Source organism: Pseudoalteromonas sp. MMG024 (assembly GCF_021654175.1).
GTDB lineage: Bacteria > Pseudomonadota > Gammaproteobacteria > Enterobacterales > Alteromonadaceae > Pseudoalteromonas.
On the sequence record NZ_JAKFZO010000030.1, the window covers coordinates 1 to 13,018 of the forward strand.

Here is a 13,018-nt window from a genome sequence, read left to right on the forward strand (position 1 = left end):
TGTAATAATTAATTTTTCCATAACGATTCTCACAATAAAAAAGGCCGCTAAAGCGCGGCCTTTTGATTCCCGGGGGAGAATAAAACTTAACGAATGTTTGCTAGGTGATCAGCCATCTGATCAACACCACCAATAATGACTTTTTGTGTTTTGATGTTAATGTCATCAACCACTGTGCCGTTGATTGTTAGCTTGTATGTATTTGCAAAGCCCTCTAACGACCACACATCTTCATCAGTCGTTTTCGAGCTGTCTTTGCCTCGCTTAGTAATTTCGCCTGTAATCTCGTGGACATACGGGATTTTATTACCGTCTGAATCTAAAATTGACTCTTTAAACGTCAAACTATACGTATCACCAGCGCCAAGACCCATTTGGTTCGCAATTTCGGCTGTCATACCCTCTTGCTGGAACGACCAAGGATTCATTTTCCAGCCTTTCGTGCGAGTACCCTCAATAGCGCGACCACCGCTAACACCTTCAGTCACCTTTTCAACTGTCGGTGGCTTAAATTCTTTGGTCTTACCAATAAGCGGCACACCGTTTGTGTGTGCCGCAATCCCAAGTGTTGTTGAAGATTGGCTCATGATTTACTCCTACGCTGCCAGTACATTTTCTAAGAACGCTTTTACAACGCCATCAGATTCATATAGTTCAATTACGGTGTTTTCGTTCACGCCATACGCGCCATACTCAACAACAATGAACCAGCGGCCTGACTTGTAATTGTCGACCGTGTTTTTCTCAGGGTGCAAATAACAGCTTGAACCCGGCATCACCACTTCTTCAGCAATCAGTGATTCTAGCCAGTTGTTCACTTTGCCGACTTCTTGCTCCATGAATGTTTTTGTTAAGTTGCGACCTAACCCTTTTTCAAGCGCCTGCGTTAACTTTCGAATAAGGGCGTGTTCAAGACCAACGTGAGAAATAAAACGGCCTGTCAGTGTACGGTTGCCAATCAGTGACCAGCCACCTGCTGAGGTGTTACCGAAATAACAAATTCCGTGTTTATTTAGCAGGCTGCCATCCGTTGCATTTGATAGCGGGTTGTACTCGAAATACACGTCAACACCCGAAATCGCGACACCACGGTGGCCCGGACCCATCCACGGCTTTTCAGCAGCAATTCGGCCTGTTGCAACCACCGAACCCGGCATAACTAAATCGCCATAGTGGTTGTTGTATTTTGCTGTGTGTGCAATTGCAACACAGTTACCAAAGCCCGTATCGTCATTACCAAGTGCATCACCCTTTGCCGCCACATCAGTCGCTTTCGCGCCAACTAAATCAACCGTAAATAAGCAATTAATATCAAGTGATACCGCACCAAGTGCCTGCGCAACACCAATGTCTTTTGAATAACCTGGTGCAGCAATGATGGTCGGCTTCTCAAAACAATTGTAAATCGCTTTAATGCCTTTCTTCTGGCCTGTTGTACCGTCGACACCACCAATGATATTGGCAATTGTCGCAGCTTCATCAGCGCCCTCGTCGACACGAATAACGTAAATCGGCACGTTTGCTTGTTGGCGTGTCATATCGCAGAAATGCACCAAAAAGCCCTCACCCGAATCTGTAGTGTCGAGTTTAGCTGTTAGTTCTTCTGTTGATACACGTACAGGCGTATTAAGAGGGAATGCTGCTGCGTCTGCATTCGGAGCAGTACCAACGACTGCAACAATGTGATCAGAAAGTGGACCAAGCGCCATTGGAGCGCGTTTGATTTCTTTAGTAATACCGTTGTGTGCAAAGTTCGTCACTAGCGCCATTAGTTAGTTTCCTTTTGTTGCTTTTTGGGAGTTGGTGCAACTGGCTTAATAACGCCTTGTACGATGTACGTTTGCGCGTTCGCTGGGTGCATTTCTAACTTTTTACCTTTCTTAAGGTACTGGCCGTAAATCGGCCAATCTTTCAGTACTTCGTACTGCTTCTCAGGTTTTTCCTGTTTTTCTTTCATTTTCTTAGCCCATAAAAAAAGGCCGCAATTGCGACCTTTGTTAGTGAATAATTAAATTTAGTTAATTAATTTTCGAAATAACCCGTACACCACTACAAACAAAAACATGATGTAAGATTTGATAATAAAGAGCCTGCGCGACCATGCTTTTTCGATTGTTTCAGCGTGGTCGAGTAGTAATTCTAAAAACTGAACGTGCGGTTTTTTAAGCTTCTTTTTTAATGCGTAGTCATGCCAGATAGCCGCAACCAAGCCGATGCCAAAAGGGTTGTGAAACCAGCGCAAATACCACGGAATCGTAAAACCATCACTACCAAACGGCAATGGAACGACACCAAACTTGGTTTTAAGCTCTTTTGTTAAATGAAAGTGGCCGTCAGCACAAAAGAAACCATCGACCACTCTTTTGATATTTGACATAACTTACACCATTGTTTTTAGTTCTTCGCGCACAACGCCATAAACGTCGAACTCGATGTCTTCAAATTCAAGCTCAATCGGTTTTCCGATACTTGCTAAGCCCTCATTTAAACGCGCAGCGGAAATGATAAAGTTACCCTTTGTCTCAAACTCGCCCGTTACAGTTACGACGCCATTTTTGACAATCGCCAGCTCACGCTCGTCAGACACAACACGCTCACCGTTCACGACTTTTTCAAGCATGAACATAAACACCCCATCGGGCAGCGGTAAATTACCCGTGAGCGTGTATTGCTCTGCTTTGGGGATCCACCAGATTTTATCTGGTTTTGTCGCATTAACGCTTGATACATTCACGTTTGTAAGCGGCACTTTCATCACTTGGGGTGCGGTTTCTGGATTGAATAGCTTTCTAGATACCTCACTCCCTACTTCGTCAAGCTCAACAACGTAGCAAGGCGCTAGCTTTTCAGTGATTTCATTACCGTCTAGATCAAAAAATTTGATGTCCATTAGTAAACCTCTATAAATTCGATTTTAACAGCACCAGAAACAAGTGTGTGACCAGCGTAGATGCTTCTTACAGCCTTAATTTTCACAGATGCCATTTGTTCGACAGGCATTCGAGTGAATAGTGACTTACCACCATAACTTGCAGCAGACACAATGAATAAATCGTAAAACGGAGAATGACCTAGACCACTGTTTGTTGTTGCGCTCACTCTCAGCGTTTCGACAAAAGAAATACCATCGAGAATCAACTCAATATCAACATCAATATCACCTGATGTGACAGTGTTCCCGGTTGCATCTTCTCTAGTTGTTAGCGTACCTGAGCGATACAATCTGAGATTTTGCAATATGCATTTAGTGTTACGCGAGTGAACTGCAACATTACTCGAACTGGAACTTAACGGAACGACCATAGATGCACGATTGATGATAGCTGATGAACCATTTACATAGTCTTGAAATAGCCCACCACCACTAAGCAATGAATCTAAACTCATTTTGATTTTATACCTCTTGCTCTAAAATGATCGCCCAATGACTGAAAAATCAATGTGCCCTTTTCACGTACAACGTCTGACAATCCGTTGTACTTATCTTTGTATAACCACACGCCAACAGCGGTGTTTATTCGTATTCCTGAGCCTTTGTGATGTATAACGACTTCAACTTCATAGCCTTTCGGCATCAAAGGTATATTTATCGTACCACTCCCAATCCACGCATTTACTACCGTTTTACGCACAGGTAACAGAGTAATTTCACCGCCATCCGTCAAAAAAACATGATGTTCTGAGTTTGTTTCCCAACCTTGCCAAACACCTGCAATTCTTGTATTAAACCACTCCACGCTTGAGCGCACATCTTGCGCTGTGACTTTACAATACGTGGGGTCGACTGACGTTGAAGGAATGCCGTCCAAACCTTTTACAGTAACGACAAAGTCACTCGCATTAGCTATGTAGCCCGGCGGTAGGTCTGTTTCTGCATTATATATTCGGTAAATGCCCGTTTTAGTATGCTGAAGAAGTGAACCACCTGTATCAGTCACCGGATTAATAAGCAGCGCTCTGTTCGCTTTTTCTTGTGCTGATTTTGCAACACTGTGTGTAATACGCATCGCATTGGCGCTAGCCGATGTTGACGAACTAGTACTAGTTAAAGAGTCAGTGATAGCGCGGTGAGTATCTGTAAACTTTGCATTTACTGGTACGGGTGTTAAAACGTGCTCTTTTAATGCGTAACGTCCGTCGTGATTGTGCGCTAAAAATTCCTCGCGGGTGACATATACAGCGCTATTATCGACAACGATTGCTAAATTTACATCTGACGTAATTTTAAACGTGGCTTTGATTGGTATTTCAATGCCAGCGCCCGAATTGGGCAGTGTTTTTTCTACTGGCGGATATTTCGAAACCGCAAATAATGTGCCGTCATCTAAAAACCAGCCAACCTCTTTTATGGTCCAGCCGCCATCCTGAATAGGTACAATCCCTTGGATAAAATAAGCGTTTTCTTCAATGGCTGGCCCGAGCGTAACAATAGGGTATCGTTTAACTTCATCAATGAGCTGTGTTTGCGTTCTCATTGCAGCGACAGTCGGATTGTAATTTGCGCCACCTGTGCCAATTGCCATTTGGCTAATGTTAAGTGTGCCGCCCGGTTGCGTTGCCGCTATTGCTGCAGCGCCTGCATTCGTCAGCACTGTAAAATAATCAGACATAATTACTCGTAGAATGTTGTGATTGTTGTGATATAAGTCGAGCGCGTTGCTGCGCTTATGTGTTGTGAGCTACTAACAACCGCACCAATTGACAGTTGGAACGTGTCTCGCGCTGATACTGCTAACGATAAACGGGCGCGTATTCGTCGTTCTAACTCCGCATTCACGGGCCTGTTAACAGTAATATCTAAATCAAGATGATATGGCGCACCGGAATGTTCCCACCATTTTTTAATAGCTACTGTACCGCCTAACGGTGACAACGCCTGCTGAATTGCTGCGCGCGTTCCTGCCAACCGACTAATTCGCATTGCTGATTTTATCGTTTCGCGTTTTTCTAATTCGCTGGCGTTTGAATCCCAATCTGGCACAAGACGTTCTTGCGCTAAATAATCCAGTTTATCAACCGGGCAAGTATCGGGATTTAGTAAGTCGGGGTACGGGTTTTTGTGTCGATAAACTAAGCTTTCAAACGCATGATAAAGCCCCCGTTCAAGCAGCGACGCATTGACAGGTAAAACATGTTTTTTCATAGCTTCTCGCTGTTAAATGAGCGCCATTGCTAAATTAATGGCAGTGCAATTCGGGGCTTGATTTGGTGTGCACGTAATTCGTGGCAGCGTTAAATCATATTTAACCGCGCCTGCAGCGTGTAGCAAATGTCCGACATAGGTCGGCTCAATTGTCAGGCCAAGGCGTTTTTGCTGCTCTGTGTATTCAGTTAGCTTATTTAACGCATCATCATGAATGATTTTCGGTGATGCGCCCGAATTTGTGTAGAGCGTCGCAGTGATTTGATAATCAACAAGCGTGGCTTTTTGCGTGATAATGTGGTCCGTTGCCGGAGCGACATCATTGCGCGAAAAGTACTCATCAACAATTGCCATCAATTCATCTGTCGGTACACCGTTATTTTGATGCGACAAAAAGGTCAGCAATACTTGACCGGGTGCTGGCCTTTGCACTGACACATCTTTCACTTGCGCAGCTGGCGTGTCTTTGGGGAATTCATAGCGCACTAATAATACGCTGTCAGATTCTTTATGCACTGTGATAACAGGACGCTGGCCCAAGCTAATGCCGTGGTATTTATATGCGTACTCTGCACCTGCCGTTGAAAAACCGAGCAATGTTAGGTAAAAGCGAAAACGTAAGTCTTCATTACTTTCTTTAATGTCAGGAATTGGCGGGAATGCGTTCTCATCACCCTTTTGAATGACTTGTCGAACCAAGCCTAATTCGGCCACTTTAGCATCTAAATTAGAATCTTCTGCCCAATTCGTGAACATTTGAAGTGCATCGTAATTAATCTCGCGCTGGCGATTTTGCTGAATGTAAACAAACGCTTCACAGACTTTTGCTAATAGATCAGATTCAACATCGAGCGACTTTCTTACTTCTTGTGCCTGCGCTTCATCTTCTTTTGCGATGTACGCAACTAATTCTGATTTAAACGCGCTCAGTGCGGTTTCAAAATCATCAGTTTGAACCACATCTGGCTCAATCAGTCTATTCTGTTGGGCTAGTAACACGTTTTATCTCACCGTTATATAAAAAATCTAAGATAAGATGAAAGCCATTTTCTTTGACGAGTACGTCAATAGATAATAAATCAGCATCATCTTTAATTTGATTAGCGTCGTTGTAATACGCATTCGCGGCCCATGCCCGAGCCAGCATTTTGTGATTTTCTGACAGCGTTTTGCCCGTCAAAAACGGTACTTTTGAACCGACTTTACGTCGTTTAATTCGCTCATTAACGCCCGTTGTCATCACTTCGATAACACGCTGTGCGTAGACGTCAAAACCACTTATCGTGCGGCCTGTTGTTCTATCTATACTCAGCATCAAATCATCCTGTTAGCGCTTGGAGGCGCTACATTGTTACCGTGGCCATGCACGTTGAATTTATCACGCATGACTTGCATGGTTGATGTACCGTCACTGACTTGACCATCTGCAGCCACATTTCCGTCAACGTCCACATTGCTATTACATGCCACATTGCCAATGAGGTTTGTTTCACCCTCAACAATTAAATTGTTTGTGCATGTAACCACGTTTGTATCAATCGTAACGGCATCAGGCGCGGTAATGTTTGCCGTCCCTTGTTGCATTACGATGTTTAGCACGCTGTTTTTGTGGTCATATTCAACGATGGTCCCGTCGGGATATTTACGGCGATGCACATCAGGGTTGTTTGTTGGGAATTGAAAACTATCACTTTCAAGGCCGCACAGCGCTTGATAACAACTGGTGTCATCACCACCTGTTAGATTTATTAAGATAACCGACTCACCGACACTTGGTGCGCGATACTCAATAACCGCACCTGCAGATGGAGCAAACCAACGAATAAACGGTGTTTCGCATGAACCGTGTTTAACTTTGATGCGCTTTTTATCATCACTGAGCGCTACAACTTTACCCGGTACGATCATGTTGTCTAAACGACGTTTTACACTTTCAAGCTCACGCAAAACATGCGCAATTGCCGCATCATTCATTGATTTCACCGATATAACGATAATCGTCGTCGTTTTCTGGATTAACGCCAAAATAGACGCCCGTACACATAAACGCTTCTTCATTCATCGCCGGTTCGCCAAGTTTTATTTCTTGTAAAAAATTTACTTGCCAAACGCGATACCCTTTTGGGCCTTTCTTGCCGCCTGCGGGGAATGCCTCAATTTCTTTCGGCATAAATACTTTGTCGCGTAAACCCCATTTTTCACGGCGAACAAAGCGCTTAACTAATGATGCGAGGTTTATCACCTCCATTGCAGGGGATGAATCATTAACAGGCTCAGACGATAAAATACACAGGACCGCAATATTCAGTGTTTCGGGGTATGAGCCATCGCTCGGGGGCGCTTTATTTTCGCCAAGTTCATCAACCGCGATTAAAAGCGCTGGCGTTTCTAATTCACCAAACTCTTGATCATCGAGCAGCTCAATCGTCGGAAAATCAATACCAAGTTCAATGAACTTTTCACGTAATGTGGCTTTCATTGCTTCAAAATAAGGCGTCAAACTACTTAACGTTGAACTCATAATTTAGCTCTTGCTTAAAGATTACTTGAAAGCGCTTGTTTAATTCACGTTCAAGCAGTCGAATTTCATTAACTGCATCTGCTGCAATTTCCACTTTTTGCTCATCAACCGGAAAGCGGCCCTCACCACTTTGGTGCGGGTTATGTTTCGATGAGCGGCGAAGCCATACTGATTCACGGTCATAAATATTGGCGATAAAAGCACCACGTACAAAATGTGATTTTGCCATGACGCCGTGTTTCTTTTGTTGCGGATTACCTAAACGACTTATGGCAATGGGGAGTAGTCCGATCCATAAATTGACTTGATTCGTGTGTTTGTCGTGTTTTACTTCCAGTTTAAAGCGATTACGTAATGGTTTCTGTGCAATGTTCAAAGCGCTTGATGTGCGACGTTTAGCTTGCACATTAAGCCATCGACCTGTTTTTGTAATGGCGCGACGAATAGCGCGACGCACTTTAGCTTTATGCGTTGCAAGCTGCTGTTCAAAGCCTTGCGGCATATCACCTAAATCAAACGTGAGGTTAACCGAATTTCCCATACTGACTGGCGCTTTTGGTTGATTTGTTTGTCACGGGTGCGACTTGGCAGTAATAAAGCCCCTCACCATCGTCTAAAGGCTTTTCTGATAACCGATAGAGCGTGCCTTGGTGCTTAAGCTGCCATTCTTTGTGCGGCACAACCGCGCTTTGAATAGTCGCTAAGTGCGCTTTATTTGTTGCATGACTATCAATAGTCCCGCCTTTCGCTTGAAACGCAATAAGCGACTCAGGATCATCTAATATCACGCGGGCTGCGTGTTCGTTTAAGTCATCATCAATTAACACCGACTCATCAGCAACCCGGCGCATGATACGCCGGGTTGCTTTAGCAAAAGGGCTAGACATTAGTTAGTCGTTTTTGCTGTCATTTTAATGCGACGTACTGCAAGTGGACTCGTACACACATTAATCGGGTTAGATTGGCTTTCAAGTTTAATGCCTTTATCCATCGGAAGCGGCTCCGAGTTACCATAGAACGGTAAGCCAGTCGTGCCAGCTGTCTCGTTGTAGTTCGCAGGTGCAAAGCGCGTTAAGAACATTTTCGGTTTATCTACCGGGAAAACAATGGCGTCATTGCCATCAAGGAAATCTTTCCCCTCAACCACTTCCGGGTTGTATTCTTCCCAATATACGCCTTGATAATACACACCCGAACGCACATCATCACGTAGCACTGCACCGTTTTGGTAACGGTCAAACGCCTTTACAAATTCAGGGTCTTCAAGCATTTGGTCAAAGTAATCAGGCTTACATAAACCGCGGTAGACTTTGCCTTTAATGCCTTTTTGATGCTTTTCGGAATTGCGCTTAACACCAAGCAACTGCGTTTTAAGGGGCTTGTTAAAATCAACAGTGTCTTTACCGTCAGCTTCTTTAATACCAAAGGCACTAAACAAATCGAGAATAACACCGCCGTTTGCACCTTTGACTTTACCCAGCAGCGCCCCCATGCGGTGAAACTCGATGGTCGCATCCAAACTCATTTTGTGATCTTCTTGCTTTTCATCAATCAGCGTTTGCAGTTCTTCAAGTTCATTTTCAGAAGCAAAAGCGCGGAGATTAAGCACATCATCTGCCATAATTTGCCCCGTAAGCGGCAAATGCGTTGCTTTGATAGTCACTGTTTTGCGCGTTCTATCGTTGGTATCTGTGCCATCTGCGCCACGCTCTTTTTCTGGCACTATCATAATTTGACCGTCTTTGAATTCAATCTCAACCGACGTCGTGCGGATGCCTTTTTCTTCAAAAATACCCAGTTCAGCAAGGCGGGTTTTAGGGGTTTCAACATTGTTAATCGAAGCAGTTAACGTTTTAACTTTGAACTTGCCCGACTGTAAAGCAGCTTGTAATTCCATCGTTATTATTCTCTTACACTAAATTACGGTTTAATCGTGCGCTTAGCGCAAGATCAGGTTTAATGCGGCAAGTTCAGCAATTGCCGTTTCTTTTTGCTCGGCTGTGATGCCGTCAGGCCATGTGATGCGGTCGGCATAAAATGCAGCGACACGTGCGTGGGCTTGTGCTTTTACAGGACCTGCTGATGCATCAGCATGGCCGTATAAAATACCCACGGCGGCATTAGCTTCACCTGTGCCCGGCACAAGTTGCACGTGTGTTCCATCGGGTTTTTCACCAAGCACCGTGCCCGAGGCAAGCACGCCCTCAGAGATAGTGACTTCATCTTTTGACACTTGCGGCAAATCATTCATTACATGTGCGCTTGCACGCGGTAGCATATGTGCTGTTTCTGATTGCATGGTTTACTTTCCTATTTTTTGTTACGTTTTTCGTAAATCGCCTTTGAACAAAGCGATTGCTCTTTTGGCTCGTTGTCATCCACGATTTGTCGCGTTTGATCGCTGTTTTCATCTGCAGCGGCTTTCGCTTCGTGAATGGCTTTACCAACAAGGGCAACCGGATCAGCAAGCGAACCCGATAAGGCGCTGTAGCTACCCGACAAACCTGCTGCGGCCAAGGTATCTTTTAAGCCTTTCGCTTGGGTAATTTGGTTTTCGGCGGCTGCTTTGGTCATACCATCAACAAGTAGTGTTGCCGATAACTCAGGCACACCATTATCAGCACAGAGTTTGGCGATACCTGCTGCATCGTTTAATGCCATTTCTTCTGCAGGGCCTTTAATTGCTTCGATTGCATCAGGGCGTTGTGCTGTTAATGCCGCCACTAAGTCACTCGCGCTTAATGTGGCTGTATCTGGTAGCGTTAAAGCAGTGCTTGACGCTGCTGTGTTTTCTTTTGGCATATTGGATTTACTCCCGTTTTTAAGTTCACAGATCACAGCTTCGAGTGAGCCAAGGCGATGCGCCATGCCTTTATCGACAGCCATTTGACCGATTAATGTTGCACCGCCACCAAAGTCGCTTAGCACCACATCGCGAGACAAATCCATGTTGCGGGCTACTCGATCAATGAAAATATCGGCTAAGGTATCGACTTGCGCTTGATACGCGGCTTGGCCTTTCTCAGAAAATGGATCAAGGCGTTTGTCTGGTGATTGGCTTGATACTATTTCAAGACGTTCAACGTCGCTTTCAGCACTTTCTTTGATGCGTTCAAGCGTCAACACAACACCGATAGAGCCAAGCCTTGCGGTTGCATCAATGACTACTTCATCACAGGCACTGGCTATCCAATAAAGCGCAGAGGCACACGTACCGCCGACATACGCTTTAATCGGCTTGTTGCCTCTTTCTTGGTAAATCATTTCTGCAAATTCGTGGATGCCGTTTGCATCGCCGCCGGGACCATCACAATTTAAAATCACACTAGTAACAGCGTGATCCGACATTGCGTGTGAAAAGTCTTTGGCAAGTGCTTCTGTTGATATGCCGCCGCATACATCATCAAACATGCCTGCGTATCGACTAATCACACCCGTTAGGTGTATCACTGCGACGCCGCCCTCACGTAATTCCATACGCGGTGACAGCGTCCGTCCGGTTTTACCCTCAAGTGCTTTTGGTGAGAACACACTGAGTTCAGATAAATCAATGTCGTCATCATTGCGACTGGCGATTTCGGCCATCACTGACAGCAAGCTGCCATCAAGCGCCCACATTTGCCGCATTAAATAACTAAGTGCTAATTTCTTCTTACTCACGTTTCACTCTCGCTTTTTTCTGAGGGCGCACAAAAAAGCCCGCCTAAATCTGGCGGGCTTTCAATGCCTTGTTCTTTACACATGTCTAGCCATCGTTTTAGCGCTTTGGCGTTCACTCGCATGTTGTTTTCTAAGTCTGTGCCATATTCTGCACTTTCCCGTTCAATGTTTGACACATTTGAACTCACCGCTTTATTGCGGGCGTTTATGTCTTGCTCAGGGTGCAAATGACGCCATGCATCAGGGCGAATATCCACGACATAATACGGCCACGGTGAAGTTGCAAAATCAGGGGCGCTCACTTGGTTTGTCGTGACAATGGTTTCAATAAACCAGCGCCAAATACCAAAGCATAATTGCCAGCCAGAAAGGTTTTCTTGATCAAACGAAATGCCGCGACGGTACTCATTTAAAAAAGCACGTACTAGGCGGTCATTTAAACCAGACCAATCGCCCGTCAATACCGGATAAGGCACTTCTAAGCCAGCGGATAACAACAAGGACTGCCATTTCATATAATCAGCGTAGCCTTGACCTGTATCATCGCCGTTAAAGAGGTCCAGCTTTTCACCCGGTACGCCTCGCAATATCATCCCCGCGCGCACAGACGTCGTTGATTCTGCAACCTCAGTGTCAGGGTAATAAGGCTGTCCCGTCAGAGGATCAAACTCGAAATCCTCATCGCCGTTACTTTCTCTTGATAAAAAGCCAGTAAACGTCGAGCGATTCTTTTTGCGCACCAACTCTTGATCGTCATATTCGTGGAATGTACGGTCTTTTAATAGTGCTGCGGCTGTTTCGGGTTCAGCGCGCACTTGACCGGGGCGAGTAGGCATATAATGATGAATAACATCACGTGCGGGTACACGCTCTAAATCACGCAAGCTCACATTTTCAATACCGTCCTCGGGATGGTATTTGTAAAACCAATACGCGACTTTTTTTCGTTTATAAAATTCAACACCTTGAATAATGCGGCGGTTTTTAGCCAGCTTTTTATTCAGCTCTACAGGACAAAAATCCGATTCAAGCAATTCAACTTGCATCGGTACGGTTAAGCCCGAATCAAGACGACAGTGCAAACGTCGCACGAACACTTCACCACTCATGCGGCGCGATAGTACGCCGAGTTTAATTAAGCCACCAAAATTTAAGTCACCCCACGGATCAAGCTGATTAACAGTGATTTTCCAAAGCTTATTAACGGATTCTCTAAAATCATCATCTAAACTCTGCGAAATCAGTGTAAAGCCTTTCCCCACCTCATTCGTGGTGTTTTTATTGATACCCGAGCGCAGCAACAGACTGTTACGATAACCTTGCCGCGTTCGGTTTCTAAGCGTGACACCCGCATCAGCAATAGAGCGAACCGGACCGACTGCGGGCGCGTGCCAATTTTGTGCGCGCGGGCCTCGGGTTGCCGCTTCATACGCTTGTGCTTTAAACGGGGCGTTCGTTCTAGGGTTAATGATAAGACTCATTAAAGCCCCCTATCAGTCATCGGATTAATACCGCTTAATGGGTTTTTCCGTATACCACCTTGCTTAGCTATCACACTCGCAATATGACGACGCGCTTTGATTAACTCACCAATTGAACGATAAGTAATTTCGCGACCGTTAATTTTCACGGTTAATTCACCGCTTGCGATGGCTAAATCAAGCTCATCAATATCTGCTTTTGATACAGCCATA

The 13,018-nt window shown here is 44.9% G+C and carries 19 protein-coding genes; all 19 read right to left on the minus strand.

The window, feature by feature from the left end:
- Nucleotides 1-86 precede the first annotated feature (86 nt).
- The 19 genes from L1068_RS19805 to L1068_RS19895 are packed head-to-tail and all read right to left on the minus strand — an operon-like array spanning nucleotide 87 to nucleotide 13,017.
- Nucleotides 87-587, minus strand: a complete 501-nt coding sequence (locus L1068_RS19805; RefSeq protein ID WP_237131607.1) for a phage major tail tube protein — start codon at nucleotides 585-587, stop codon at nucleotides 87-89.
- Between the two features lie 9 nt (nucleotides 588-596).
- Nucleotides 597-1,769, minus strand: a complete 1,173-nt coding sequence (locus tag L1068_RS19810) for a hypothetical protein (RefSeq protein ID WP_237131608.1) — start codon at nucleotides 1,767-1,769, stop codon at nucleotides 597-599.
- Entirely contained in the window at nucleotides 1,769-1,957 is a 189-nt protein-coding gene (locus L1068_RS19815) for a hypothetical protein (RefSeq protein ID WP_237131609.1), read from the minus strand. The genes L1068_RS19810 and L1068_RS19815 overlap by 1 nt, the downstream gene beginning before the upstream one ends.
- A 57-nt stretch (nucleotides 1,958-2,014) precedes the next feature.
- Complete coding sequence (locus L1068_RS19820; protein ID WP_237131610.1) at nucleotides 2,015-2,377, minus strand: DUF1353 domain-containing protein; 363 nt, start codon at nucleotides 2,375-2,377, stop codon at nucleotides 2,015-2,017.
- A gap of 3 nt (nucleotides 2,378-2,380) precedes the next feature.
- The gene (locus L1068_RS19825) at nucleotides 2,381-2,890 is read right to left on the minus strand and encodes a hypothetical protein (protein ID WP_237131611.1); all 510 of its coding nucleotides are present in this window, start codon (nucleotides 2,888-2,890) and stop codon (nucleotides 2,381-2,383) included.
- On the minus strand, nucleotides 2,890-3,387 hold the full coding sequence (locus L1068_RS19830; RefSeq protein WP_237131612.1) for a hypothetical protein: 498 nt from the start codon (nucleotides 3,385-3,387) through the stop codon (nucleotides 2,890-2,892). Before L1068_RS19830 ends, L1068_RS19825 begins: the two co-directional genes overlap by 1 nt.
- A complete protein-coding gene (locus L1068_RS19835) occupies nucleotides 3,384-4,610 on the minus strand; it encodes a phage tail protein (RefSeq protein ID WP_237131613.1) in 1,227 nt (408 codons plus the stop codon). Before L1068_RS19835 ends, L1068_RS19830 begins: the two co-directional genes overlap by 4 nt.
- Nucleotides 4,611-4,612: 2 nt before the next feature.
- The gene (locus tag L1068_RS19840; protein WP_237131614.1) at nucleotides 4,613-5,143 is read right to left on the minus strand and encodes a phage tail protein I; all 531 of its coding nucleotides are present in this window, start codon (nucleotides 5,141-5,143) and stop codon (nucleotides 4,613-4,615) included.
- A gap of 12 nt (nucleotides 5,144-5,155) precedes the next feature.
- Nucleotides 5,156-6,142 (minus strand): baseplate J/gp47 family protein, encoded by a 987-nt coding sequence (locus tag L1068_RS19845; RefSeq protein WP_237131615.1) that lies wholly within the window; start codon nucleotides 6,140-6,142, stop codon nucleotides 5,156-5,158.
- On the minus strand, nucleotides 6,120-6,458 hold the full coding sequence (locus L1068_RS19850; RefSeq protein ID WP_237131616.1) for a hypothetical protein: 339 nt from the start codon (nucleotides 6,456-6,458) through the stop codon (nucleotides 6,120-6,122). Before L1068_RS19850 ends, L1068_RS19845 begins: the two co-directional genes overlap by 23 nt.
- Nucleotides 6,458-7,168: a phage baseplate assembly protein V gene (locus L1068_RS19855; protein ID WP_237131617.1), complete on the minus strand. Its 711-nt coding sequence runs from the start codon at nucleotides 7,166-7,168 to the stop codon at nucleotides 6,458-6,460. Before L1068_RS19855 ends, L1068_RS19850 begins: the two co-directional genes overlap by 1 nt.
- Nucleotides 7,110-7,664 (minus strand): hypothetical protein, encoded by a 555-nt coding sequence (locus tag L1068_RS19860; protein WP_237131618.1) that lies wholly within the window; start codon nucleotides 7,662-7,664, stop codon nucleotides 7,110-7,112. The genes L1068_RS19855 and L1068_RS19860 overlap by 59 nt, the downstream gene beginning before the upstream one ends.
- The gene (locus L1068_RS19865) at nucleotides 7,645-8,205 is read right to left on the minus strand and encodes a hypothetical protein (RefSeq protein WP_237131619.1); all 561 of its coding nucleotides are present in this window, start codon (nucleotides 8,203-8,205) and stop codon (nucleotides 7,645-7,647) included. The genes L1068_RS19860 and L1068_RS19865 overlap by 20 nt, the downstream gene beginning before the upstream one ends.
- The gene (locus L1068_RS19870) at nucleotides 8,189-8,551 is read right to left on the minus strand and encodes a hypothetical protein (RefSeq protein WP_237131620.1); all 363 of its coding nucleotides are present in this window, start codon (nucleotides 8,549-8,551) and stop codon (nucleotides 8,189-8,191) included. The genes L1068_RS19865 and L1068_RS19870 overlap by 17 nt, the downstream gene beginning before the upstream one ends.
- Complete coding sequence (locus L1068_RS19875; protein WP_237131621.1) at nucleotides 8,551-9,561, minus strand: major capsid protein; 1,011 nt, start codon at nucleotides 9,559-9,561, stop codon at nucleotides 8,551-8,553. The genes L1068_RS19870 and L1068_RS19875 overlap by 1 nt, the downstream gene beginning before the upstream one ends.
- 42 nt (nucleotides 9,562-9,603) lie before the next feature.
- The gene (locus L1068_RS19880; protein ID WP_237131622.1) at nucleotides 9,604-9,963 is read right to left on the minus strand and encodes a head decoration protein; all 360 of its coding nucleotides are present in this window, start codon (nucleotides 9,961-9,963) and stop codon (nucleotides 9,604-9,606) included.
- 11 nt (nucleotides 9,964-9,974) lie between these two features.
- Nucleotides 9,975-11,324: a S49 family peptidase gene (locus L1068_RS19885; protein WP_237131623.1), complete on the minus strand. Its 1,350-nt coding sequence runs from the start codon at nucleotides 11,322-11,324 to the stop codon at nucleotides 9,975-9,977.
- Complete coding sequence (locus tag L1068_RS19890) at nucleotides 11,321-12,805, minus strand: phage portal protein (RefSeq protein WP_237131624.1); 1,485 nt, start codon at nucleotides 12,803-12,805, stop codon at nucleotides 11,321-11,323. The genes L1068_RS19885 and L1068_RS19890 overlap by 4 nt, the downstream gene beginning before the upstream one ends.
- Nucleotides 12,805-13,017, minus strand: coding sequence for a hypothetical protein (locus L1068_RS19895; protein ID WP_237131625.1), 213 nt, complete (start codon nucleotides 13,015-13,017; stop codon nucleotides 12,805-12,807). The genes L1068_RS19890 and L1068_RS19895 overlap by 1 nt, the downstream gene beginning before the upstream one ends.
- Nucleotide 13,018 lies beyond the last annotated feature (1 nt).